The organism is Pseudomonas libanensis (assembly GCF_001439685.1).
Taxonomy (GTDB): domain Bacteria; phylum Pseudomonadota; class Gammaproteobacteria; order Pseudomonadales; family Pseudomonadaceae; genus Aquipseudomonas; species Aquipseudomonas libanensis.
The window spans coordinates 249,438-272,679 of sequence record NZ_JYLH01000004.1 but is presented as its reverse complement, the minus strand read 5'-3'; the positions used below and the strand labels follow the sequence as shown (position 1 = coordinate 272,679).

The window sequence follows — 23,242 nt, the reverse complement described above, 5'->3', positions numbered from 1 at the left end:
TCTATGCTTGCCTCCCAATGTTTATGCACCAACCTGCGACGCGCCGCCCGTGGCGTCAGCAGGCACTATGACGGCGCTCTCGACGGCTTCGGGATCAACGTTGCCCAGTATTCTCTGCTGTGTAACTTGCAGCGCCTCGACCAACCGAGCATTTCCAGCCTGGCCGAGGCCATGGGCCTGGACCGTAGCACCTTGGGGCGTAATCTGCGCGTGTTGGAAGGCGAAGGGCTGGTGCAGTTGGTCGAGGGTGACGATCTGCGCAACCGCCTGGTGGTGTTGACCGAAACGGGTCAGGAGCGACTGGCCGCGGCCTTGCCGGCCTGGGAAGCGGCGCAACAGAAACTGATTGATAAGTTGGGCGCCGAAAAGCGCGAAACGTTGTTGGCCTTGCTGGACGAACTCGCCTGAAGCGCGGTTTGTTCGACTATAAGCGGGTATATACCCGCGAGCGGAGAATAAGAAATGACCTCGATGTGGCGCACCAGTGGTTGGATCCTTGTGGGGAGTGCGCTGATCCTGGCGTTGTCCCTGGGTGTACGGCATGGCTTCGGCCTGTTCCTGTCGCCTATGAGCAGCGAATTTGGCTGGGGACGTGAGACCTTTGCCTTCGCCATTGCCTTGCAGAACTTGATCTGGGGCCTGGCCCAACCGTTTACCGGAGCCTTGGCCGACCGGTTCGGCGCGACCAAGGCAGTGTTTGTCGGCGGCGTGTTGTATGCCGTGGGCCTGGTGCTGATGGGCATGTCCGACTCTGCGTGGTCGCTGTCCCTGAGTGCCGGCTTGCTGATTGGTATTGGCCTGTCCGGTACTTCGTTCTCAGTGATTCTTGGGGTGGTCGGCCGCGCCGTAGCCCCGGAAAAACGCAGCATGGCCATGGGCATCGCCAGCGCCGCCGGCTCCTTCGGCCAATTCGCCATGGTCCCCGGCACCCTTGGCTTGATTGGTTGGCTGGGCTGGTCTGCGGCACTGCTGGCGTTGGGCTTGATGGTGGCGTTGATCCTGCCGCTGGTCGCGATGCTCAAGGATCGGCCGCTGCCGGTCACGGTCGGCCAGCAGACCCTGGGCGAAGCTCTCAAGGAAGCCTGCTCTCACTCAGGGTTCTGGCTGTTGTCCTTCGGTTTTTTTGTCTGTGGTTTCCAAGTGGTATTTATCGGTGTGCACTTGCCGGCGTACCTGGTCGACCAGCATCTGCCGGCCACGGTGGGCACCACGGTGCTGGCCTTGATCGGCCTGTTCAACGTGTTCGGCACCTACACGGCCGGTTGGCTGGGCGGACGCATGTCCAAGCCGCGCCTGCTCACCGGCCTGTACCTGTTGCGGGCCGTGGTGATCGTATTGTTCCTGTGGGCGCCGGTCACCGAAGTCACCGCGTATCTGTTTGGCATGGCGATGGGGTTCCTGTGGTTGTCCACCGTTCCCCTGACCAACGGCACCGTCGCGACCTTGTTTGGTGTGCGCAACCTCTCAATGCTCGGTGGGATCGTATTCCTGTTCCACCAACTCGGCTCATTCCTCGGTGGTTGGCTGGGCGGGGTGGTCTATGATCGAACCGGCAGCTACGATTTGATCTGGCAGGTGGCGATTCTGCTCAGCCTGCTTGCCGCGGCCCTGAACTGGCCGGTGCGTGAGCGCCCGGTGGCGCGTGTGCAGGCGCAGATGGAGGCTGCATGAGGCTAGCGGTGCGCGTGATGGTCATGGCGGCGGTGTTGGTCCTGTTGCTGCTGGCCTGGTGGGGTTGGCAACAGGGTGGCCTGGCGTTGATGCAACTGGGCATGGCGATCTGTTAAGTTCAATGCCTGAACTGACTCAAGGAATGTCGACATGCTGATGCGCTGGCTCGCTGTACCCGTCCTCATGGCTGTTGGCAGCTTGGCCATGGCTGCCGACTGCCCGTCGCTGCTTACGGGCCAACTGCCCAAGCTGCGGGCCAAGGAGTCCATTGACCTGTGCCAGCGCTTCGCCGGCAAGCCCCTGGTGATCGTCAACACCGCGAGTTTTTGCGGGTTTGCACCGCAATTCAAAGGTCTTGAAGCGTTATACCAGCGCTACAAGGACCAAGGTCTGGAAGTGATTGGTGTGCCGTCCGATGACTTCAAGCAGGAAGCCAAGACCGGTGAAGAAACCGCCAAGGTCTGCTACGTGAACTACGGCGTGACCTTCACCATGACCGAGCCGCAGAAAGTCAGGGGGCCGGATGCAGTGCACCTGTTCAAGCTGCTGGCGCAGCAGAGCAGTGCGCCGAAGTGGAATTTCTATAAATACGTGGTGGATCGCCAGGGCAAGGTGATTGCCAACTTTTCCAGTGTGACCAAGCCGGACAGCCCGGACCTGATCAAGGCAGTAGAAGAAGCATTGGCGTCCAAACCCTGAGCCGCGACCAATGAAAAGCCCCGCCTCCTGTGCAGGAGAGCGGGGCTTTTTTATACCGCCGAGAATCAGAAGCGGTAGGTCATGCCCAGGCCGAAACCGTTGGCGCTGTTTTCATACTTGGCGTTGTAGCTGGCCAATGCGTTGGAACGCGAAACCTTGACGTCTTCTTCCTTCAGGTAGGAATAGGCCAGGTCGACGGTCATGTTCGGCATGACCTCGTAGCCCAGGCCCAGGCTGAAGATCGTACGGTCGCCAGTCGGGATACGTGGCGAACGATCCGTATTGTTGGTTGGCGATTGGTCAAAGGTCAGGCCGGTACGCAACACCACTTGCTTGGTGAGCTGGTACGAGGTACCCACGGCGTAGGCCCAGGTATCGTGCCAGTTCTGGTCTTCCTTGATGGTGCCGACCAGGGCAGGAGCGAGTATGCCGCCGGAAGCGCCGCCGACGACACCCTCGTTCTTGACGGTGATGTCTTTCAAGCGGCTCCAGCGCGTCCAGGTTGCACCCGCGTAGAGTTTCCAGGCGTCAGTCAGGTCCTGGGTGACCGACAGGTCGTAGGACTCTGGCGTGTCGATCTTCAGCGACGCATCGTAGCGGTTGCTGCGCAGGGCGCCAGCGGTCGCAGCCGGGCCGCTGACTTCGGTGTGCCCGTCCAGCTTGTAGCTGACCTTGGAGTGATAGGTCAGGCCGACGCGAGTGGTGTCGGTAGCTTGTACCAATACGCCGATGTTGAAACCCAGCGCGGTGTCGTCACCCTTGATCTTGATATTGGTGTCTGGCGCGGCGGGGTTCAGCGTCAGGTCCGATTCCAGGGTGCCGGCAATGCGGTTGATGGTCGGGCCAAAACCGACGGAAACGCGGTCGTTGAAGGCGTAGCTGACCGTCGGTTGGAAGGTGATGACTTTTACTTCGCTATTGCTGCCAAAGCCACGGCCCTGGAAGCCACTTTCGTAGTCAGTCACCAGGCCGAACGGTGCATAGACGCCGAAGCCGACAGCCCACTGATCATTGAGTTTATTGGTGTAGAAACCGAAAGGAACGGCAGTGAAAGGCACCATGTCGCCTTTGTTGCTACCGCGGGAGCGGCCGCTGACGTCGCTGATATCAGTGGAGGCATCAATGGCAGCCACGCCGCCGGTGATCTGTTGACCTTCCAGGCGTGCCATACCGGCAGGGTTACCGAACACAGTGCTTGCATCATCGGCAGAGGACGAGCGACCTGCGAAACCGGTACCCATCCCGCTGACGCTTTGTTCGTTCAGGGCAAAGCCGCTGGCGAACAGTTGGGAGGATGCCATGGCAACGGCGAGGCTAAGTGTGGTCTTGAGCATTACTTTTTTCATTATTAGAACTCCGTGTGATCACCGCTGCGGAAAGTATCAATAAATTTCGCATCGCGCTATAGGCTGTAATGCGGGAGATAGAGCGGTTTTGTAGGACAATCCGACCATAATCCTGGTTTTTTGGCGAATCTTGCAATTTGCCCGGTCAGCACGCCACCTGTTTTATGGGGCAGGCGCAGGTTTGCCACGCTTGAGTGAAATCCCGCAGTCGACCTTGCGGAGAAAAAATTTCTTTCCAGATACGCGCCATGGCCAGCACATCGCCGGGCGCAGGCAGGGTGTAGCGACGCTGTTCCACCAGCAACCAGGCGATGGCCGTCGCGTAGCGCAGGTTTACCGTCAGCTCCAACTGAGGTGCACTGAGGAAGGCATGTTGGCTGGCCAGCCCGCGTACCAGGCTTGCCCGCTCAGGGTCCAGGGCCAGGTAGTCATCCCAGAGTGCACGATGACGCGGTTCGGTGATGCTGTAGAGGCCATGGCCGCGTCGATCATGCAACGCCGAACCCAGTTCCGATTGGCTGGCAGCAATGCCCAGCAGCAGGGATTCGGCTGCAGGGTCATGGCGGCCGAGGTACATCAACGTCGGCCTGATCACATAACGACACAATTCGCTGGCGGCAATACCCATACAAGCCTCAGTCCAATAAAGGGGGGACGAGCCTGAGAAGGGAGGGCTTGGCAGCGGTGGATCGGATCTCAGGCCCGTCGCAAGCGGATCATGCCGCTCGAGTTGAAGTGTAGTGTCATATTCATGATGTAAAGGACTGTTTTTAAAACATCTTCTTCATTCGGTTATAACGTTTATATCTATTTGTACTTAATTCAACGGCATGCTGGCCAAATTCCAGGCAATAAAAAACCCTGTGTTTCAGACAGGGTTTTTGTGTTTCAGCGACTCGGGTCGATCAGGCAGTCAGTGCCTGACGGGTACGCTCGATCACGGCCTGCAGCGGTTCTGCGCTGGAGTATTGATCGGGGTACAGGCGTTCGCTGTGACGTGCGATGCCGTGTTCGTTGACCAGGGTGAAGCTGAAGCAGCCTTTGCGAGCGGCCATGATCAGGCAGTTCATTGGGGCAAAAGCGTTAGTGAGGGTGCGAATGGCATCCTGAGTATGGATTTGAGCGTTCATATTATTGGTGTTCCTACAAATGACACGGATAAGAACCGTGCAACGTTAAAACGTTCCAGTAACGCTGATCACCATTGATCGAGCGAAGAACCTGACTGGAACAAAGCAGCCAGTTTGAAGCGCTGATAAATTAGGCGCGCTTGGGCTGGCAGGTAGGTACTTAGGAGGGCAGGCAACACAACAGGGGCAAAGGTTCTGGGCCCAGGGTGAAGATCCTGATCAATTTGCAGGTTGGTTCGGTCAGAGTATTGAGACTTCGCGACACCCTTTGCTTGTTCAAAGGCTGTGTCGTCGCAAGGAATACCTGGAAACCATCGAGGTGGTCGATCCCGTGTTGTGCAAGGGACTGGTCGACCAGAATTGACTTTCAGCTTGGTACTAACGCCGCGGATAGTAACGGGTTGAACCAGGGAAGGCAAGCGCATCAGCAAAAAACTTCAATCAGCCGCCAAGCAGCCAACGATAGATCAGTACCGTCGCCGATGCGGCGAGGGCGCAACCGAGTCCATAGGCGGCGAGGGTCAAGCGCAAGGATCGGCCGGCCTCGATCACCCGCATGACGTCATGCATGTCATTGATCCGGCCTTCACCCAATTCGATACACAAGGCCACTGCGGTAAAGGCTGCCGATAGCAGGATCGCACTGGCGAACAGCGCTCCGTCCGGGGAGGGCAGCGCCGCATTGATTGCCAAAGACGTCGCGCAGGTAGCCAGCAGCAACGCGGCGAATAACAGAATTCCTTTCATCGGCCCTGCACGTCATGTTTTCGGTGAGGCAGTGTGGCGAGCCGCAAGAGATTTGAAAAGTCCTGGTTGCGTCACGCCAGTAACATGTTTAAGGCGTGTTGAATCAAAAAATGCCGACGATATAACCAGCAAGCAGCTACTTGTGCACATGGGTTGCCGGATGTGTAACCCTGCTGTCACTTGCCCGGAAACGCGCCTATTTGCCTGCATTCAAAATTTAAGTCAATGAAAAATCTCGCTTTTTTTTATTGGTGAAAAAATCGTCAGTTTGACTGCGGCCCCCGTTCCGTGGGCCTTTGCGCCCGTTCAAGGGGGGTTGTCCACTGAGTTATCCACAGCTTCTGTGGATTGTCCCGAGCGCTTGCTCTAGAACGGGCGTGCCGGGTTTTTTCAGCTTTACCTGTACGAAAAAAAGAGTAGAGTGGCGCGCCTTCTGTTCTGTCCCGCAGTGCTTTATGAAGTTTCGCTCAGTATCACCTTCTGTTACCGACACTCCTCAAACTGTTACCGCTCCCAAGCGTTTCTCCTTGAAGGTCGCCTTGTGGCTGCTCGATAGCCCTCGCCTGGGGCAAAGTACCAACATCAAGCACTTCGCTGGACGCTTGCTCAAACAGCCAGCCCGGGAAGGGGTAGTGGCCGCGCAGAGTCGCCTGGGCCAACTGATGTGTCGGGAATGCGGAAACGCCCGCGACCGCCGTATCGGCCACGACCTGCTGCGCTCGGCCGCCCGCGCCGGCGACCGTCGCGCCCAGCGCGAACTGGGGCAGGTCGAAGACTGAGCTGTCCTCCAGCCCTGCGCTTGGTTACCCTTGTTTTTTTTCGGTGATGGCAGAAATGGCTATGGTAGTTGACTGGACCAGTATCGCCTTGGGGCTTGTTGGCGCAGCAGTACCTTTATTGGCGCTGTGCTGGCAACTCCAGCGACGTCTGAGCGCACGCGCTACCGGCTGGGAACTGCTGGAAGAGCGCCTGGCGACCGCGCAATTGGCCCAGGAAGGGCTCGCTGCCCAGTTGGACGCCAGTCGCGATGAGATCAGTGACCTGAGCCACGCCAATGCCGCCAAGCAGGCCGACCTGGCTGCCTTGCGCCGCGAAGTCGAGCTCTTGCAGATCGACCGCGATAACGCCCGCGATGCCGCCCACGCCTGGAACCTCGACCGCAGTGCCAAGGAAACCGAGCTGCGGCGTCTCGACGCGCTGGCCGCGGCCCTGAGCGCGGAACTGCGCGAGCAACAAGAAAGCCATCAACAACGCCTCGCTGACCTGCAAGGCTCACGGGATGAGCTGCGTGCGCAGTTCGCCGAGCTGGCCGGCAAAATCTTCGATGAGCGTGAGCAGCGCTTTGCTGAAACCAGCCAGGAACGCCTGGGCCAACTGCTCGATCCGCTCAAGGAGCGCATCCAGTCCTTCGAGAAACGCGTTGAAGAAAGCTACCAGAACGAAGCCCGCGAACGCTTTTCCCTGGCCAAGGAGCTAGAGCGCTTGCAGCAACTGAACCTGCGCCTGTCGGATGAAGCCACCAACCTGACCCGTGCCCTCAAGGGCCAGAAAACCCAGGGCAACTGGGGTGAGCTGATCCTTGAGCGGGTGCTGGAGCACGCAGGCCTGGAGAAAGGCCGAGAATACCAGACCCAGGTCAGCCTCAAAGGCCCGGATGGCGAGCGTTTCCAGCCGGACGTACTGATCATGTTGCCGGGTGACAAGCAGGTGGTGGTCGACTCCAAGGTCAGCTTGACCGCCTATCAACAGTATGTCGCGGCGGACGACGAGGTGATTGGCCAGGCCGCTTTGAAGCAGCATGTATTGTCCCTGCGTAATCACGTCAAAGGCTTGGCCGGCAAGGATTACAAGCGCCTGGAAGGCTTGCACAGCCTGGATTTCGTCCTGCTGTTCGTGCCGATCGAAGCGGCGTTTTCCGCTGCCTTGCAGGCCGAGCCGAACCTGTTCCAGGAAGCCTTCGACCGCCATATCGTGATCGTCAGCCCCACGACTTTGCTCGCCACCCTGCGGGTGATCGACAGCCTGTGGAAGCAGGAGCGCCAGAGCCAGAACGCCCGGGAAATTGCCGAACGCGCCGGTTGGCTGTACGACAAATTCGTGTTGTTTATCCAGGACTTGGACGAAGTGGGCAATCGGTTGCAGCAGTTGGACAAGGCTTACAGCGCGGCGCGAAACAAACTGACGGATGGGCGTGGGAATCTGGTCAGTCGTACCGAGCAACTAAGGCTGCTCGGTGCCCGTGCCAGCAAAAGCCTGCCGGCGGACCTGCTGGAGCGGGCGATGACAGATTCGGATGGCGTGGCGCATCTCCCCGAATAGACCTGGGGCCAAATGTGGGAGGGAGTAAGCCCCCTCCCACATTTTGACCGAGTACGACCCTTTTACAGGGGCAGGTGCCTGCTCAACAGTGCCCGCAACGCCGCCGGCTTCACGGGCTTTGCCAGGTAATCCAACCCCGCGCCATGCACCTCGGCGACCATCTCCGGGCGCCCGTCGGCGCTGATCACCACGCCGGGAATCGGCTCAGCCAGTTGCGCCCGTAGCCAGCCCATCAGCTCGGTGCCGGTTTCGCCGTGGTCCAGGTGGTAATCCACCAGTGCCAGTTGCGGGCGCATGCCGTCGGCCAGCAGTGCCGCACATTGGGCCTGATTGGCAGCGGTCCAGACTTCGCACCCCCAGCGTGTGAGCAGGCTGCGCATGCCAATCAGGATGCTCTCCTCGTTATCCACACACAGCACCCGGGCCCCGCTCAAGGGCAGGCCGTTTTCCGTCGGCGCCTTGGGTTGCGGGCTGGCCTGGTTGCGCGCCAGCGGCACGCACACGCTGAAGACGCTGCCCTTGCCCGGCCAGGAGCGCACGCTCAATTGATGGCCCAGCACGCGGCACAAGCCGTCGGCAATCGCCAGGCCCAGGCCCAGACCCTTTTCAGCCCGGGTCTGGTGGCTGTCCAGGCGCTTGAACTCTTCGAAAATCACCTTCTGTTTATCCAGCGGAATGCCAGGGCCGCGATCCCAGACCTCCAGGCACAGTTCGCCCTGGCGTCGACGTACGCCAAGCAGCACTGGGCCGTCGGCATAACGGAAGGCATTGGTCAGAAAGTTCTGCAGGATCCGCCGTAGCAACTTGATGTCGCTGTCCACCCGCAAGCGGCTGCCGCGCCAACGGAATCGCAAGCCTTGCTCATGGGCCAGCGCCTTGAACTCAGCGCCCAGGGTGTCGAACAGCTCATTGAGTACAAAGGGCTGGCGTTGTGGATTGATCTTGCCGTTTTCCAGGCGGGAGATATCCAACAGGTCGCTGATCAGGTCTTCGGCCGAACGCAACGAGCTGTCCAGGTGCTGCACCAACTGCCGTGCCTCGCTGGACAGGCCGTCGTGCTGATGGGAGAGGGCGGCGGAGAACAGCCGTGCGGCGTTCAGCGGTTGCATCAGATCGTGGCTCACCGCCGCCAGGAATCGCGTCTTCGATTGACTGGCGGACTCGGCCACGCCCTTGGCGTCGGTGAGGGCCACATTGAGCTGCGACAGTTCATGGGTGCGTTCGGTGACCCGCTGCTCCAGCCCCTCGTTGGCCTCGGTCAGCGCTTGTTCGGCTTCGCGGAACGCGGTGATGTCGGTGAAACTCATGACAAAGCCGCCGCCGGGCATCGGGTTGCCGATCAGTTCGATCACCCGACCATTGGGAAACAGGCGCTCGGAGGTATGCGCACGGCCCTGGCGCATCCAATGCAGGCGGCGCGCCACGTGCACCTCTGCCTCGCCAGGCCCGCACAAGCCGCGCTCGGCGTTGTAGCGAATGATGTCGGCAATCGGCCGGCCGACGCTGATCAGACCGTCCGGGTAGTTGAACAGCTCCAGGTAGCGCCGGTTCCAAGCCACCAGTTTGAGGGACTGGTCCACCACGCTGATGCCCTGGGTAATGTTCTCGATGGCGCCTTGCAGCAGGGCACGGTTGAACTGCAGTACCTCGGAGGCCTCGTCGGCGATCCGTACGACATCCTCCAGCTGCATTTCCCGCCCTTCAATCGCCGCTTTCACCACGGCTCGCGTCGAAGAGGCACCCAGTACGCCCGCCAGCAAGCGTTCGGTATGGGCGATCCAATCGTTGTCGGCATTCTGGTTGGGGTTGAAGCCTTTGCCCTGGCGGTAGGCGAAGCGGATAAAGCTCTGCTGGGCACGTTCTTCGCCGACAAAGCGTGCCGCCAGGCTGAGCAGGTCGCTGATCTGCACCGACAACATGGACCGGGCATTGGCGCGCTGGCTGATTTCCTGGCCGATGAAACGCCCGGCCTGCCAGTGTTCGGACACCCGTGTGCGTGACAGCATTGACACCCACACGAACAAGGTGAAGTTACCCGCCAGGGAAAACACGGTGCCCAAGGTCAACGACGTCACCGACAGCCCGAACGGGTGGGAATGCATCCAGGTCAGGCCTGGGAAAAGGCTGAGCGACCAACCCAGGCTTTTCGCGGTAACTGGTAGGACCAAGGTGTAGAACCACAGGAATGTACCCGCCGCCAAGCCGGCAAAGACGCCCCGGCGGTTGGCCTGCTTCCAGTAGAGTGCGCCGAGCATTGCCGGGGCCAGTTGGGTCACGGCGGCAAAGGCGATCTGGCCGATGGTAGCCAGGCTGGCGGTAGATCCCAGCAGGCGGTAGCTCACATACGCCAGCAGCAGGATGATCACGATGCTCACCCGGCGTACCGAGAGCATCCAGTGGCGGAATACTTCAAATGGCCGCTCGGCACTGGAGCGCCGTAACAGCCAGGGCAGCAGCATGTCGTTGGAAACCATCGTCGACAAGGCGATGCTGGCCACGATCACCATGCCGGTGGCGGCCGATGCACCGCCAATGAATGCCAGCACAGCGAGCGCTGGATGGGCCTGGGCCATTGGCAGGCTGATCACATAGGAGTCTGGCAGCACCGAGCCAGGCAGCAGCAACTTGCCACCGAGGGCGATGGGCACCACGAACAGTGCAGCCAGGATCAAGTAGGCCGGAAACACCCATTTGGCCAGGCGCAGATCCTGGGGGTCGATGTTTTCAACTACGGTCACATGGAATTGCCGTGGCAGGCAGATAATCGCCATCATGGCGACGCCGGTCTGTACCACCATTGAGGGCCAATTGATGGTCTCTTTCCAATATTCCTCCAGGCGTGGCGCGAGCATTGCCTGGCTGAACAGGTCGCCGAAACCGTCGTACAAGCCGTAGGTGACAAATGCACCGACGGCAAGAAAAGCAAACAGCTTGACCAGGGACTCAAACGCAATCGCCAGCACCATGCCGCGATGGTGTTCGGTGGCGTCGAGGTTGCGCGTACCAAACACGATGGTAAACAGCGCCAACACCAGGGACACGATCAAGGCCGTGTCCTGGGCCCGGGTGCCGGTGGTGTCGGGGCCGGCGCCGATCAACAGGTTTACCCCCAGTACGATGCCTTTGAGTTGCAACGCGATATAGGGCAGCACGCCGACCAGGCAGATCAACGCCACCACCACCGCCAGGGACTGGGATTTGCCGTAGCGGGCGGCGATAAAGTCGGCAATCGACGTGATGTTTTCCTGCTTGCTGATCAGGATCATCTTCTGCAGCACCCAAGGTGCCAACACCAGCAATAGCACTGGCCCCAGGTAGATCGGTAAAAATGCCCACAACTGTTCGGCGGCCTGGCCTACAGCGCCAAAGAAAGTCCAGCTGGTGCAGTACACGGCCAGCGACAAACTGTAGACCCACCCACGCACACGCGGTGGCAGCGGCGCATGGCGGCGGTCACCGTAAAAGGCAATGGCAAACATAATGGCCATATAGGCCAGGGCAACGGCGGCAATCAGCCCGCTGGACAGCGTCATGGTAACTCCGAGCATAAGAACACCCAGGCACTCCAGGCCCGGTTGGACAGTCTCGCATGATGCCTGGGGTTAGTCAGTGTCGACCAAGGTCGTGTGGGATCTAATGTCGCAGGTGCGTCAGCGCGGTGGCAGGGTTTTCTGGCGCAGGATGTAGATCGTCACCAGTACCGCACTGGTCAGCATGAAGCCGCGTGCCCAGGGCAGGGGTACCAGATAGCAGGAGATCGCGATGCTCAACCACATCAAGCCGATGGCGTAGGCCTTGCCTTTGAGCGGGATGCCATTGCCGTCCAGGTAGTCACGGATCCAGGGGCCCAGGCGCGGGTGCTCAACCAGCCAGCGATAGAAACGCGGGGAGCTTCGAGCAAAGCAGGCGGCGGCGAGCAGAAGGAAGGGCGTGGTCGGCAATACCGGTAGGAAAATGCCTATCACTCCCAGCGCTACGCTGAGCCAGCCAATGGCCAGCAGCGCATAGCGCAGGAGCAGCGAGCGGTTGCCCATGGGTGCCACGGGCAAGCGACTCAGTGGTGACGTGGCTTGAGGATCGCCGGTTTTTCGTCAGGCGCGTTGCACAGCAGGTACAGCGCGGTGAGGGCTTCCGGGATCTGTACGATCATATCGTCCATCAGGTTGGCGTCGGCGGCGATGTCAGCGAACTCCGGCTGGTCGTCGAACAGGCCGGAACCGACCATGATCGGCAGCAGCATTTCGCTGACTTCTTCCTCGGCGGTTTCGAACCAGGCGGCTTCGCGCAGGAACACGCCTTCCATGAAACCGATGCACCAGCCGCGCAGGTCGGAGTCGTCCGGCTCTTCGCCCAGGTCCAGGTCGCATGGCAGCTCGAATTCCTCATCGGAGGCCAACTGGCGGCCGATGTGGGCCTTGAGGGCCAGCAGGGTGGCTTCGATTTCTTCGCGCTGGGCGGCGTCGGCGTAGTGAGGCTCTTCGGCGAACAAGGCGTCGATCCACTCACGGTCCGGCACGACGTCAGAAGAGATCGACAGGGCGGTCAGGTAGCCGTGGGCGGCCACGTAGTCCAGCGCCTCGTCATGCAGCTCATCGGCGTCGAGGAAGGCTTGCAGGCGGGTTAGTTGCTCAGCGAAGGACATTGAAGGGCTACCTTGGGAATAAACGATGCTGAATTCTAGGCTTTCTTGAGCGCCCAGGCCAGCCGCACCACACATTTGCCCGGTTTTAGCGTGGGCGTCTATTCGTCAGGCGCGCCCTTTGGCGGATGATGCTCGGGTATACTGCCGCGTTTTGTGATGCCCCTGCAGGCCCAGCGCCAATCCGGGAAAACTTCGCTTACGGATTATTTACCGTGGCAGCGCATTTTTTCGGCCAGCCTGTACAGAGGGATTTCGGCACCATTTTGGAGTTTTACATGCTCGAGCAGGCTCAACGCGTCCTCAAGGACATCTTCGGCTACGACAGTTTTCGTGGCCGCCAGGGTGCGATCATTGAGCGCGTGGCCAATGGCGGCGATGCCCTGGTGCTGATGCCTACCGGTGGCGGCAAATCCTTGTGCTTCCAGGTGCCGGCACTGTTGCGCAATGGCCTGGCCGTGGTGGTGTCTCCGCTGATTGCGCTGATGGACGATCAGGTCGCCACCCTTGAAGAGCTCGGTGTCGCCGCTGCGTCGTTGAACTCCACCCTCAGCGCCGAACAGCAGCGCGACCTGGCCGCCCGCATCAAGCGTGGCGAGGTGAAGATGTTGTACCTGGCACCCGAGCGCCTGGTGCAGCCGCGCATGCTGTCCTTCCTGCAGGGCCTGGACATTGCCCTGTTCGCCATCGACGAAGCCCACTGTGTATCGCAATGGGGGCACGATTTCCGCCGCGAATACCTGCAGCTTGGCCAACTGGCGGAACTGTTCCCCGACGTGCCGCGCATCGCCCTGACCGCCACCGCCGACAAACGTACCCGCGAAGAGATCGTCGAGCGCCTGCATTTGCAGAACGCCGAGCGTTTCCTGTCGAGCTTTGACCGGCCAAATATTTTCTACCGCATCGTGCCCAAGGAGCAGCCGCGTAAACAGTTGCTGGCATTCCTGTCCGAGCGGCGCAGCGATGCGGGCATTGTCTATTGCCTGTCGCGCAAGAAGGTCGACGAAGTCGCCGCGTTCCTTTGCGAACAGGGCTATCCGGCGTTGCCTTACCACGCCGGCCTGCCGAACGATCTGCGTGCCTATCACCAGAAGCGCTTCCTCAACGAGGAGGGTCTGATCATGGTGGCAACCATCGCCTTCGGCATGGGTATCGACAAATCCAACGTGCGCTTCGTCGCGCACATGGACCTGCCCAAGTCCCTTGAGGCCTATTACCAGGAAACCGGGCGCGCCGGCCGTGATGGCCTGCCGGCAGATGCCTGGATGGTGTACGGCCTGCAAGACGTGGTGATGCTCAAGCAGATGCTGCAGAACTCCGAAGGCGACGAACGCCATAAGCGCCTGGAGCAGCACAAGCTCGATGCCATGCTGTCGTTGTGTGAAGAGACCCGCTGTCGGCGCCAGACGCTGCTGGCCTATTTCGACGAAGACATGCCGCAGCCCTGCGGCCACTGCGATAACTGCATCGACGGTGTGCAGACCTGGGACGCCACCGAGCCGGCGCGCCAGGCATTGTCGACGATCTACCGCACCGGCCAGCGCTATGGCGTGGGACACCTGGTGGATGTCTTGCTGGGCAAGGACAACGAAAAAATCCGCAGCTTCGGCCACGAGAAACTCTCGGTCTACGGCGTTGGCAAGGCCCGTGCCGAAGGCGAGTGGCGCTCGCTGTTCCGGCAGATGGTTGCCCGTGGCCTGGTCGACATCGACATCGAGGGCTACGGCGGGCTGCGGCTGAATGACAGTTGCCGGCCGTTGCTCAAGGGGGAAGTGAGCCTGGAGCTGCGTCGTGACCTCAAGCCCCAGACCACCGCCAAGAGCAGCAGCACCAGCCAGGCCAGCCAGCTTGTACGGGGCGAGGAGCGCGAACAGTGGGAAGCCCTGCGCACCTTGCGGCGCAAACTGGCACAGGAACACAGCGTGCCGCCCTACGTTATCTTCCCCGACTCCACCTTGCTGGAGATGCTTCGCGAACAACCTACCACCATGGCCGAAATGGCCCGGGTCAGCGGTGTGGGTGCGCGCAAGCTGGAGCGTTACGGCCAAGCCTTCCTCGAAGTGCTCGGTGGCCAGGCCGAAGCACCGAAGGAAGTGGCCGATATTCGCCACGAACTGATCAGCCTGGCCCGCGCCGGCATGACCCCGATCCAGATCGCCGGCCAGTTGCAATGCTCGGAAAAAAATGTGTATACCTTGCTCGCCGAAGCCATCGGCAAGCAGCAACTGTCGTTGGAGCAGGCCCTTGATTTGCCTGAGGATTTGCTCGGCGAAATCCAGGATGCATTCCTCGATGGAGAAGGCGAATTGCCACCTGTCGCGGAGATCGCCCCGCTGTTCACCAAACGTGTTCCTGAAGGCGTTTTGTACTGCGTACGCGCTGCTTTGCAGTCGGAATTCGAAATTTAGTGTGCCAATTACGACAATGTAACGAATCAGTACATACGGGGCCTTGCCTACTGACATGGCTCATGCTTAGCTGACTAATAATTAGCCATACTTTATTTTCAGTCTTAAACATGAGTTTTTTATGCCGTTAACCGATCAACACCGTTTTGGCATGCAATTGGCGCAAATGTCCCGAGGTTGGCGCGCCGAGCTGGACCGCCGCCTGGCGGGGCTGGGCTTGTCCCAGGCGCGATGGCTGGTGCTGTTGCATTTGGCCCGTTTTGCACAAGCCCCTACCCAGCGTGAATTGGCACAAAGTGTCGGCGTGGAAGGGCCGACCCTGGCGCGTCTGCTCGACAGCCTGGAAGGCCAGGGCCTGGTGCAACGCCAGGCCGTGGTGGAAGACCGCCGCGCCAAACGCATCCTGCTGTGTGATACCGCCCAGCCGCTGATTGACCAGATCGAGACCATTGCCACGGCCTTGCGTCATGAGTTGTTCGTAGGGGTGAATGAAGAGGATCTGCGGGTGTGCATGCGGGTGCATGAGCACATTCTGGCGAACCTGGAAAAGTCCTGATCCAAATAATGTGGAAGCTGGCTTGCCTGCGATGACGGACATTCAGTCAAGGGATTAGCTGACTGACGCACCGCTATCGCAGCATAGGTATCTACACAACTTCGGCACGAGGCTAAATCTGTGGCGAGGGAGCTCGCTCCCGTGACGGCCTGACAGCCGACGCTGATCTAGCTGACGCACCGCGATCCAAATGTGGGAGCTGGCTTGCCTGCGATGACGGCCTGCCAGCCGATGCCAATCTACCTGACACCCCGCAATCAAACTGTGGGAGCGGGCTTGCTCGCGAAGGCGGCCTGACAGGCGACACAGCTATGCCGGGTACATATCCATTCCTGCGGTAACGGCCACTTAGGGTTCCGCTCTGACAGCGGGTCACTTTGGAAAAGAGCCCCAAAGTAACCAAAGGGCTCTTGCCCCACCACTCGGCACCTCGCCTAGGCTCGGTGTGCCCGTAATCCGACAGGGATTTGGGGGGCCGCCGCCACGCGCCATCCATGGCGCGGGGCGGCTAAACCGGCATCCCTGCCGGTTTACCCCCCAAATCCCTGTCGAATTCCGGCCAGCGTGGTTTAACGGGGCGCCTAAGATCAAAAGCAGATCAAGATCAAGAGCGGCTCGCTTCGCATCGTGGTTACCGTTGAGCGCTACAGAGTTGTGTAGATACCTATGGCTATCGCAGGTAAGCCAGCTCCCACATTGGGTTTAGTGTTCGGCTTCTTAGAACGTCTGGCCCAGGTTCAAGTACACCGCCTTCTGATTATCATCATTGAACCCATAGCTGAAATTCAGCGGCCCCAACGGCGTATCAAACCCGAGGAAGATACTCGCAGCGTTGATATAGCCGCTGTCGAACTCATTGTCGTTGTTCCACGCCCGGCCCCGTTCCAGTGAGGCGCCCAGGTACAACGGGAAGTCCAGCGGCAGGTACGAGCGCGGGGTGAGCCTGCGGAAGTACACCGCGCGCATCAGGCTGACGTTCTGCCCCGAGATCGCATCCTGGCGAAAGCCCGACAATTGCCGCGCTCCACCCAGCTGGAAGCTGGAAATCACCACATCCGAATCATCCAGGGTGCGCCCGTAACGACCGCCCAGTATCAACGTGTCCGGGCCGTGGCTCATGGCCTTGTCCAGCTTGAACTCCCATTGGCGGTAGCGCTGGTCCGAGCCCAGCCCCGGTTCGAACTCACGATAGGCCAGGCCGATGTCTTCGCCGCTATGGGGGAAGTACACGTTGTCAAAGGAGTCGAATGAATATTTAAGTTCATAAAAGCCTTCGCTGAAGCTCACGCTCGGCAGGTCGCGGTCACCAATACGCACGTCGGCCTTGCCCCAGGCTTCTCCAACGCCGAAACGGATCTCGCCGCTGTTGCCGATCTGCCGGCCCACGTTCAAGCCGAAACCGTAGCGTTCCAGGCGATATTCGGAAATGGGGTCGTTGTCCAGGACCAGTTCTACGTTCTGCGCCTCGGCTCTGATATACGGCGCGACAAAGTAACGCGAGCCGGTGTCCATCGGCTGGTAAAACTCGCTGTACAGCTCTTGCCGATCACCGATCTGCACCCGCGTCAGCCATTCGGCGCCGAGGCGGTTGATACCGTTGACGCGATAGCTGGCGCCGAGGTTGAAGGCGCTGTCGCCGCGCATGTCATCCGACAGGTTCAAGCCCAGGCGCAGGTAATCGGTGCCGCTGCGTTTGCCGCGCGCGCTGATCACCAGGGTATTGTCCTGGCCTTTTTTCACCACGCGGTATTGCACCTGCTCGAAGTAATCCAGGCCGTACAAGGTGCCCATGTCCGATTGCAGGCGGCCCAGGTTCAGTGGCTCGCCGAGCCCCTGGCGAATGTAGTAGCGGATGACGTCGTCGCTGACTTTGGAGTCGTTTTCCACCTGTATCGCGGTGATCACCGGGGTGCGCTCGCCCGGCGTGCGAGCAGCCACCAGCTCAGGGTCAATGGGCTCGGCGGGGCGCAGGTGCGCCAGGCGTGCATCAAGAGCGCGGGTGGCGCGGTAGCCGGCGTCGATCATGTCCTTGGCGCGGCCGAAATCCGTCACGCCAAAGGCGGCCAAAGGCGGCTGGATCAGCACATCCTTGGGGTTCAGGGCCTTGAGTTGTTCTTCGGAATTGCGCCGGGTCATCAAGGTGATGGACTGGTTGAGCACGTCCACCACGGTCGCCAGTTGCTTGCGCGAGCGTAGCGGGGTGCCGATATCGACCACGATGGCGATGTCGACGCCCATCTCCCGCGCCACATCCAACGGAATATTGTCGGTCATGCCGCCGTCCACCAGCAGGCGCCCGTCGAGCTCCACCGGGGCGAACACGGCAGGGATCGACATGCTGGCGCGTATCACCTGGGGCAGGTGGCCCTTGCTGAACACGACTTTTTCGCCGGTGGTGATGTCGGTGGCCACGGCGCGGAACGGGATCGGCAGCTTGTCGAAGTTACGGGTGTTGCTGCTATGGGCAAACATGCTTTCCAGCAGCAGTGCCAGGTTCTGGCCCTGGATCACGCCCAGCGGCAGGCCGAGGCTGCCGTCGTCGCGGAAACTGAGTTTCTGCTTGACCAGGAAATCGCGGTCATCCTGTTTGCGTCGAAACGGCACGTCTTCACGCGGTGGGGCGTCCGACAGGGCCTGCTGCCAGTCAATACCCAGCGCCAGCTTTTCCAACTCGTCGATCTTGTAGCCCGACGCGTACAGCCCACCAATCACCGCGCCCATGCTGGTGCCGGCAATCGCGTCGATATGGATGCCCTGTTCTTCAAGTGCCTTGAGCACGCCGATATGCGCCAGGCCGCGGGCGGCACCGCCGGACAGCACCAGGCCGATTTTGGGGCGTGGTGTTTCCAAGGCGTCGGCAAGCAGGGGGACAAGGCACAGGAACAGGCAGGACAACAGGCGGCGCATCATCAATCTCGAGACTGGGCGATAAAGGCCGCTATTATAGCCACCCGATACGCCGGGCCCGTCATGTCAGGAGCCGCTTAAATTATGTCTGCAAGCAAACCCGAGATCGTTATCACTTATTGCACCCAGTGCCAGTGGCTGCTGCGCGCTGCCTGGCTGGCCCAGGAGCTGCTCAGTACATTTGCCGATGACCTGGGGCGCGTGACGTTGGAACCGGCCACCGGCGGCGCCTTTCGTATCACCTGTGATGGGGTGCAGATTTGGGAACGCAAGGCCGACGGCGGCTTCCCCGAAGCCAAGGTGCTTAAACAGCGGGTGCGCGACCAGATCGACCCGCAGCGCGACCTCGGGCATAACGACCGTACTGTGTGACGTCAGACAGCCGCCGGCTGTTTGGCCTGACTGGCGCTGCCCATCAGGCCGGAAAGCACGATGGCGACGATGATCAAGGCGCCGCCCAACAGCATGCGCAAGGTCGGCGTTTCGGCGAACAGCAGCCAGGCCACCGTGATGCCGTAGACCGGCTCCATGGCAAACACTACCGAGGCGGTGCGCGCCTTGATCACGGCGAGGCTGGCGACAAACAGGCTATGGGCAAGGCCGGTACAAAACACGCCCAGCAGCCCGATCCACAGCCAGTCAAGGGCGCGCACCTCCGCCAGCCCCGGGGCGGCCACCGGCAGCAGACAGGCTGCGACCACCACGTTCTGGCACAGCGCTGCCTGTACCGCAGGAATGCGTCCGGAACTGGCGCGATTGTTCAACGACAACAAGGAAAACAACAACCCCGAGGCGATCCCCCACAGCAACCCGCCCGTGGCCTCGCTGGCAAGGTTGAAATCCGGGGTGACCAGCACCAGGCCAACGCTGACCAGGGCCACCAGCAGCACTTCATTGGCGCGAATGCGCTCGCGGAAGATCAACCCTTCAAGGATCACGGTAAAAGCCGGGAAGGCCGTGAACCCCAAGGTGGCCACGGCCACACCTGCGACTTTGACGGCAATAAAGAACGTCACCCAATGGGCGGCCAGCAACACACCGCTGACCAGCAGGCGGCGCCAGTCGCGTATCTCCAGTTTCTTCCAGGGCGCGTTGCTGGCAAAGCGGGCAAACACCGCCAGGGCAAGCACGGCAAACGCGGCACGCCCAAATACGATGATGGCAGGGGACGCCGCTGCCAGCTTGCCGAATACGCCAGTGAGGCCAAACATCAGTGCGCCGATATGCAGGGCGCCAAGGGCTGAGCGAGGAGTCATTGCAATCCTTGAACCAACGAGGTAACAGCCTCGCAGTCTAGAGGGTTGGTTCGCGGGCGTCTGTCGCCGGCCTCGCGTTTTTTAGCGTGGGACTCTTGTCAGTCGCCCCGGCGCAGGGCGCTAGGGGAGGCGCCAAACTCGCGAAGCATGGCTGCACTGAATGCGCTTTGCGAGGCATAGCCAACGCGCTCGGCAATCTCACCGATGGCCAACGGTGTGCCGCGCAAAAGTTCCAGCGCCATGTGCAGGCGCCGACTGCGAAGATAATCCATCGGCGTCTGCCCGCATTCGGCCATGAAGCGTGCATGCAGGCGCGCCACGCAAAGCCCGGCGATACGCGCAAGGTCAGCCACCTGCAACGGGTGCGCAGCGTGGCGCTGGATATGGGCATTGAACGCCGCATAAGGCAGGCGCCGACCTGGCAGCGGTTGGGCCTGGGGATGATTGAAGCTGGCCAGTAACAGTACCGCGCCTTGCTGAACGATCAGCGGGTCGTGCACCGGACTGTGCGCCAACCACTGCACCAGTTGGCTTTGCCTGGGATCCAGCTTCAGTCGCGACGGTTGCCCCAGCAAGCGACGACTGGCATCGGCATGCTCACCCAAGGATTGCACCACCCAATGCTCGTTTGGCACATCCAGCACCAGGCAGCGGCTGCCGTCGCGGCTGCCACAGGCGTGGTGGGTGGAGAAGGGCAGCACCATCACACTGCTTTCGCGTACCTGGCTGCCACGGCCATCGACTTCCAGGTCCAGGTGCCCGGACAGCCCGAACACCAACTGCGCATGATCATGGCTGTGGGCGATGGGCGCTTCGAGGTAATGGCGTAGCGTGAGGCTCGGGCTCATCGCGGTCTCCAGGGCGGCAAGGCGCCAGTCTACAACGCTTTGCGGGCATGAGCGGTGTCATCAGACTGACGCGTAGCTGTCATGGGCTATTAATCGCCAAGGCGCAAGCTCGCGAAAACAGCGTCGAGGGATGCCCATGACCCATGCCGAGTTCACCAAGCCCAGTCGCAAGCAACGGGTGCGAACCCTGTGGATTTCCGACGTGCATCTGGGCACCCGGGATTGCCAGGCCGAACACCTGTCACAGTTTCTCAAGGGCTACCACGCCGACAAGGTCTACCTGGTGGGCGACATTATCGACGGTTGGAAAATGCGCGGCGGCATGTATTGGCCCCAGACCCACACCAACGTGATCCGCCGCCTGCTGACCATGGCCAAGCGCGGCACCGAGGTGATCTACGTCACCGGCAACCATGATGAGTTTTTAAGGCGCTACTCCAAGCTGATCCTCGGCAATATCCAACTGGTGGACGAGGCGGTGCATGTGACCGCCGATGGTCGGCACCTGTTGGTGATCCACGGCGACCAGTTCGATGTGATCACCCGCTATCACCGTTGGCTGGCGTTCCTCGGTGACTCGGCCTACGAATTCACCCTCACCCTCAACCGCTGGCTCAATCATTGGCGTGCGCGCTATGGCTACGGCTACTGGTCGCTGTCGGCGTACCTGAAGCACAAGGTCAAGACGGCGGTGAGTTTTATCAGCGATTTCGAAGAAGCGATTGCCCACGAAGTGACCAAGCGCGAGCTGCATGGCGTGGTGTGCGGGCATATCCACCACGCCGAGATTCGCAAGGTGGGGGAGGTGGATTACCTTAATTGCGGAGATTGGGTGGAGTCATGCACGGCGTTGATCGAGCACTGGGACGGGCATATCGAGTTGTATCGGTTGGCGGATGCCCAGGCCAGGGAGGCGCAGTTGAAAGCCGAAATGGTTGTAGGCTAGAGGTCGACTCAATCCAAATGTGGGAGGGGGCTTGCCCCCGATCGCGGTGTGTCAGCTGAGTATGTACTGGCTGATCCACTGCTATCGGGGGCAAGCCCCCTCCCACATTTAAAATCCCGGTATCTTCAGTTGGAGACGTCGGCGATGGCTTGGGCCAGCAGTGTCAAACGTGTCGCGTCCACTCCGGCCACGTTGGCCCGGCCTGAACTGACCATATACACGCTGTGCTTCTCGCGCAGTTGCTTGACCTGATCGGCACTCAAACCGGTATAGGAAAACATCCCACGCTGTGCGCCGATATGGGCAAACTTCTCGGCCAAGCCATGGGGCGCCAAGGCTTCCACCAACCCGGAACGCAAGTGCGCGATCCGCGAACGCATGGCCTCGACTTCCTCGCTCCAGAGTTTTTTCAGCTCGGTATCACCGAGGATGGTCGCCACCACGGCAGCGCCGTGATCCGGCGGTGTCGACCACAGGTTGCGGGCGATATTTGCCAGTTGGCTGCGCACATCGATGAGCTTTTGCGCATCCGCTGCACATACGATCAACGCGCCCACACGATCGCGATACAAGCCAAAATTCTTCGAGCAGGAACTGGTGACCAGCACTTCCGGCAGCTCGGCTGCAAACAACCGCACTGCCCAGGCGTCCTGCTCCAGGCCATCGCCAAAGCCCTGGTAGGCAAAGTCGATCAGCGGCAGCAATTGGCGTTCGCGCACGATCTGCAACACCTGGCGCCAGTCATCCTGTGACAGGTCGAAGCCGGTTGGGTTGTGGCAGCAGGCGTGCAGCAGCACCACATCGCCTTCGGGCACCGTTGACAGGGTTGCCAGCATCGCCGCCACATCCAGGCGGTTGTCACTGCCCACGTAAGGGTAATGACTGACCTTGAGGCCGGCCTTGGCGAAGATGGTTTCGTGGATCGGCCAGGTCGGGTTGCTCAGCCACACGCCACGGCCAGGCAGGCTCAGGGCGATAAAATCGGCGCTCAAGCGCAGGGCACCGGTGCCGCCTGGGGTTTGGGTGGCGCCGGCACGGCGCTCGCCAAGCAAGGCCGAATCGGCACCGAGCACCAGTTCGCTGATCAGCGTACCGAAAGCGGCGTCGCCATGGCCGCCGATGTAGGTCTTGGTCACCTGGGTATCGACCAGGCGCTGCTCCGCCAGCTTCACCGAGTGGGGAATCGGCGTCAGGCCCTGGTCGTCCTTATAGACGCCCACGCCCAGGTCGAATTTGTCCGGGTTGGCGTCCTGGGCATACAGGTCCATCAGCCCGAGGATCGGGTCGCCGGGCACGCGGCCAATGGCGTCGAAGTGCATTATTTGCGGCCCTCGGCGGTCTTGGCCACTTCGTCGGTGCGTGCGGCCATGATGAAATCGTTGCGGTGCAGGCCCTTGATGGAGTGGCTCCACCAGGTCACGGTGACTTTGCCCCATTCGGTGAGCAGGCCAGGGTGATGGCCTTCGGCCTCGGAGATTTCACCCATGGCGTTGGTGAAGGCCAGGGCAAATTTGAAGTTCTTGAACAGGAAAACCTTTTCCAACTGCATGACGCCGTCGCGCACTTCGATGTTCCAGTCGGGGATCTGCTTGAGCAGCACCGGCAGTTCTTCATCGCTGACTTGCGGGGCATCGGCGCGGCAGGCTTCGCAGTGGGCTTGGTTCAAGGTGGTCATGGGAGGTGTCCTGAATTCGAATGTTTGAAGGTCAGTGGCGTTACCCTAAAGCAACGCGGGGCCAGGGAACAGACTCACCTGGCCTGAAAACGTAA

The 23,242-nt window shown here is 60.6% G+C and carries 21 protein-coding genes; 9 read left to right on the top strand and 12 right to left on the bottom strand.

Annotated features, from left to right (window positions below):
• The first annotated feature begins 3 nt into the window (after window positions 1-3).
• From TU73_RS08505 to TU73_RS08495, 3 genes are all read left to right on the top strand, one after another.
• A complete protein-coding gene (locus TU73_RS08505; protein WP_046071758.1) occupies window positions 4-408 on the top strand; it encodes a MarR family winged helix-turn-helix transcriptional regulator in 405 nt (134 codons plus the stop codon).
• 63 nt (window positions 409-471) lie between these two features.
• Window positions 472-1,671 (top strand): MFS transporter, encoded by a 1,200-nt coding sequence (locus TU73_RS08500; RefSeq protein ID WP_162276343.1) that lies wholly within the window; start codon window positions 472-474, stop codon window positions 1,669-1,671.
• A gap of 150 nt (window positions 1,672-1,821) precedes the next feature.
• Entirely contained in the window at window positions 1,822-2,370 is a 549-nt protein-coding gene (locus TU73_RS08495; protein ID WP_057011815.1) for a glutathione peroxidase, read from the top strand.
• Between the two features lie 65 nt (window positions 2,371-2,435).
• Here the strand turns inward: TU73_RS08495 and TU73_RS08490 are convergent, their stop codons facing one another.
• The 4 genes from TU73_RS08490 to TU73_RS08475 form a co-directional block, all read right to left on the bottom strand.
• A complete protein-coding gene (locus TU73_RS08490; RefSeq protein WP_057011814.1) occupies window positions 2,436-3,716 on the bottom strand; it encodes an OmpP1/FadL family transporter in 1,281 nt (426 codons plus the stop codon).
• Window positions 3,717-3,861: 145 nt separating this feature from the next.
• On the bottom strand, window positions 3,862-4,344 hold the full coding sequence (locus TU73_RS08485; RefSeq protein WP_057011813.1) for a hypothetical protein: 483 nt from the start codon (window positions 4,342-4,344) through the stop codon (window positions 3,862-3,864).
• Window positions 4,345-4,621: 277 nt separating this feature from the next.
• A complete protein-coding gene (locus TU73_RS08480; protein WP_005790139.1) occupies window positions 4,622-4,846 on the bottom strand; it encodes a hypothetical protein in 225 nt (74 codons plus the stop codon).
• A 441-nt stretch (window positions 4,847-5,287) separates the two neighbouring features.
• Window positions 5,288-5,593, bottom strand: a complete 306-nt coding sequence (locus TU73_RS08475; protein ID WP_057011812.1) for a hypothetical protein — start codon at window positions 5,591-5,593, stop codon at window positions 5,288-5,290.
• A gap of 455 nt (window positions 5,594-6,048) precedes the next feature.
• Between TU73_RS08475 and TU73_RS08470 the strand changes: the two genes are divergently transcribed.
• Together TU73_RS08470 and TU73_RS08465 are read left to right on the top strand one after the other, a co-directional pair.
• Window positions 6,049-6,372 carry an SEL1-like repeat protein gene (locus TU73_RS08470; protein WP_057011811.1) on the top strand — a complete coding sequence of 108 codons (324 nt, stop codon included), beginning with the start codon at window positions 6,049-6,051 and terminating at the stop codon, window positions 6,370-6,372.
• Between the two features lie 175 nt (window positions 6,373-6,547).
• Entirely contained in the window at window positions 6,548-7,912 is a 1,365-nt protein-coding gene (locus TU73_RS08465) for a DNA recombination protein RmuC (RefSeq protein ID WP_173668912.1), read from the top strand.
• A gap of 62 nt (window positions 7,913-7,974) precedes the next feature.
• Here TU73_RS08465 and TU73_RS08460 read toward each other — a convergent pair whose 3' ends face one another.
• From TU73_RS08460 to TU73_RS08450, 3 genes are all read right to left on the bottom strand, one after another.
• The gene (locus TU73_RS08460; protein ID WP_057011809.1) at window positions 7,975-11,445 is read right to left on the bottom strand and encodes a hybrid sensor histidine kinase/response regulator; all 3,471 of its coding nucleotides are present in this window, start codon (window positions 11,443-11,445) and stop codon (window positions 7,975-7,977) included.
• Between the two features lie 117 nt (window positions 11,446-11,562).
• Window positions 11,563-11,946, bottom strand: a complete 384-nt coding sequence (locus TU73_RS08455) for a YbaN family protein (protein WP_057011808.1) — start codon at window positions 11,944-11,946, stop codon at window positions 11,563-11,565.
• A gap of 20 nt (window positions 11,947-11,966) precedes the next feature.
• Window positions 11,967-12,554: a UPF0149 family protein gene (locus TU73_RS08450; RefSeq protein WP_043049657.1), complete on the bottom strand. Its 588-nt coding sequence runs from the start codon at window positions 12,552-12,554 to the stop codon at window positions 11,967-11,969.
• A gap of 275 nt (window positions 12,555-12,829) precedes the next feature.
• Here TU73_RS08450 and recQ point away from each other — a divergent pair, with 275 nt between their 5' ends.
• Window positions 12,830-14,959, top strand: coding sequence for a DNA helicase RecQ (recQ, locus tag TU73_RS08445; protein WP_057011807.1), 2,130 nt, complete (start codon window positions 12,830-12,832; stop codon window positions 14,957-14,959).
• Between the two features lie 121 nt (window positions 14,960-15,080).
• Window positions 15,081-15,515, top strand: coding sequence for a MarR family transcriptional regulator (locus tag TU73_RS08440; RefSeq protein WP_046071769.1), 435 nt, complete (start codon window positions 15,081-15,083; stop codon window positions 15,513-15,515).
• 717 nt (window positions 15,516-16,232) lie between these two features.
• On the opposite strand, the gene TU73_RS08435 is transcribed toward TU73_RS08440, so the two are convergent.
• Window positions 16,233-18,422, bottom strand: a complete 2,190-nt coding sequence (locus tag TU73_RS08435) for a patatin-like phospholipase family protein (protein WP_057011806.1) — start codon at window positions 18,420-18,422, stop codon at window positions 16,233-16,235.
• An 84-nt stretch (window positions 18,423-18,506) separates the two neighbouring features.
• Between TU73_RS08435 and TU73_RS08430 the strand changes: the two genes are divergently transcribed.
• The gene (locus TU73_RS08430; protein WP_057011805.1) at window positions 18,507-18,794 is read left to right on the top strand and encodes an Rdx family protein; all 288 of its coding nucleotides are present in this window, start codon (window positions 18,507-18,509) and stop codon (window positions 18,792-18,794) included.
• A 2-nt stretch (window positions 18,795-18,796) separates the two neighbouring features.
• Here the strand turns inward: TU73_RS08430 and TU73_RS08425 are convergent, their stop codons facing one another.
• Both TU73_RS08425 and TU73_RS08420 read right to left on the bottom strand, forming a co-directional pair.
• Window positions 18,797-19,678, bottom strand: coding sequence for a DMT family transporter (locus TU73_RS08425; protein ID WP_057011804.1), 882 nt, complete (start codon window positions 19,676-19,678; stop codon window positions 18,797-18,799).
• 98 nt (window positions 19,679-19,776) lie between these two features.
• Window positions 19,777-20,526, bottom strand: a complete 750-nt coding sequence (locus tag TU73_RS08420; RefSeq protein ID WP_057011803.1) for an AraC family transcriptional regulator — start codon at window positions 20,524-20,526, stop codon at window positions 19,777-19,779.
• A 136-nt stretch (window positions 20,527-20,662) separates the two neighbouring features.
• Here TU73_RS08420 and TU73_RS08415 point away from each other — a divergent pair, with 136 nt between their 5' ends.
• A complete protein-coding gene (locus tag TU73_RS08415; protein ID WP_057011802.1) occupies window positions 20,663-21,472 on the top strand; it encodes a UDP-2,3-diacylglucosamine diphosphatase in 810 nt (269 codons plus the stop codon).
• Window positions 21,473-21,597: 125 nt separating this feature from the next.
• Here the strand turns inward: TU73_RS08415 and TU73_RS08410 are convergent, their stop codons facing one another.
• Together TU73_RS08410 and TU73_RS08405 are read right to left on the bottom strand one after the other, a co-directional pair.
• Window positions 21,598-22,791, bottom strand: coding sequence for an amino acid aminotransferase (locus TU73_RS08410; RefSeq protein WP_057011801.1), 1,194 nt, complete (start codon window positions 22,789-22,791; stop codon window positions 21,598-21,600).
• The gene (locus tag TU73_RS08405; RefSeq protein ID WP_005790113.1) at window positions 22,791-23,147 is read right to left on the bottom strand and encodes a 4a-hydroxytetrahydrobiopterin dehydratase; all 357 of its coding nucleotides are present in this window, start codon (window positions 23,145-23,147) and stop codon (window positions 22,791-22,793) included. Before TU73_RS08405 ends, TU73_RS08410 begins: the two co-directional genes overlap by 1 nt.
• Window positions 23,148-23,242: the final 95 nt, after the last annotated feature.

Excerpts from the sequence above, each read along its gene's own strand:
- TU73_RS08505 (WP_046071758.1), top strand. The coding sequence starts at position 4 with ATGCTTGCCTCCCAATGTTTATGCACCAACCTGCGACGCGCCGCCCGT.
- TU73_RS08500 (WP_162276343.1), top strand. The coding sequence starts at position 472 with ATGTGGCGCACCAGTGGTTGGATCCTTGTGGGGAGTGCGCTGATCCTG.
- TU73_RS08495 (WP_057011815.1), top strand. The coding sequence starts at position 1,822 with ATGCTGATGCGCTGGCTCGCTGTACCCGTCCTCATGGCTGTTGGCAGC.
- TU73_RS08490 (WP_057011814.1), bottom strand. The coding sequence starts at position 3,716 with ATGAAAAAAGTAATGCTCAAGACCACACTTAGCCTCGCCGTTGCCATG.
- TU73_RS08485 (WP_057011813.1), bottom strand. The coding sequence starts at position 4,344 with ATGGGTATTGCCGCCAGCGAATTGTGTCGTTATGTGATCAGGCCGACG.
- TU73_RS08480 (WP_005790139.1), bottom strand. The coding sequence starts at position 4,846 with ATGAACGCTCAAATCCATACTCAGGATGCCATTCGCACCCTCACTAAC.
- TU73_RS08475 (WP_057011812.1), bottom strand. The coding sequence starts at position 5,593 with ATGAAAGGAATTCTGTTATTCGCCGCGTTGCTGCTGGCTACCTGCGCG.
- TU73_RS08470 (WP_057011811.1), top strand. The coding sequence starts at position 6,049 with ATGAAGTTTCGCTCAGTATCACCTTCTGTTACCGACACTCCTCAAACT.
- TU73_RS08460 (WP_057011809.1), bottom strand. The coding sequence starts at position 11,445 with ATGACGCTGTCCAGCGGGCTGATTGCCGCCGTTGCCCTGGCCTATATG.
- TU73_RS08455 (WP_057011808.1), bottom strand. The coding sequence starts at position 11,946 with ATGGGCAACCGCTCGCTGCTCCTGCGCTATGCGCTGCTGGCCATTGGC.
- TU73_RS08450 (WP_043049657.1), bottom strand. The coding sequence starts at position 12,554 with ATGTCCTTCGCTGAGCAACTAACCCGCCTGCAAGCCTTCCTCGACGCC.
- recQ (WP_057011807.1), top strand. The coding sequence starts at position 12,830 with ATGCTCGAGCAGGCTCAACGCGTCCTCAAGGACATCTTCGGCTACGAC.
- TU73_RS08440 (WP_046071769.1), top strand. The coding sequence starts at position 15,081 with ATGCCGTTAACCGATCAACACCGTTTTGGCATGCAATTGGCGCAAATG.
- TU73_RS08435 (WP_057011806.1), bottom strand. The coding sequence starts at position 18,422 with ATGCGCCGCCTGTTGTCCTGCCTGTTCCTGTGCCTTGTCCCCCTGCTT.
- TU73_RS08430 (WP_057011805.1), top strand. The coding sequence starts at position 18,507 with ATGTCTGCAAGCAAACCCGAGATCGTTATCACTTATTGCACCCAGTGC.
- TU73_RS08425 (WP_057011804.1), bottom strand. The coding sequence starts at position 19,678 with ATGACTCCTCGCTCAGCCCTTGGCGCCCTGCATATCGGCGCACTGATG.
- TU73_RS08420 (WP_057011803.1), bottom strand. The coding sequence starts at position 20,526 with ATGAGCCCGAGCCTCACGCTACGCCATTACCTCGAAGCGCCCATCGCC.
- TU73_RS08415 (WP_057011802.1), top strand. The coding sequence starts at position 20,663 with ATGACCCATGCCGAGTTCACCAAGCCCAGTCGCAAGCAACGGGTGCGA.
- TU73_RS08410 (WP_057011801.1), bottom strand. The coding sequence starts at position 22,791 with ATGCACTTCGACGCCATTGGCCGCGTGCCCGGCGACCCGATCCTCGGG.
- TU73_RS08405 (WP_005790113.1), bottom strand. The coding sequence starts at position 23,147 with ATGACCACCTTGAACCAAGCCCACTGCGAAGCCTGCCGCGCCGATGCC.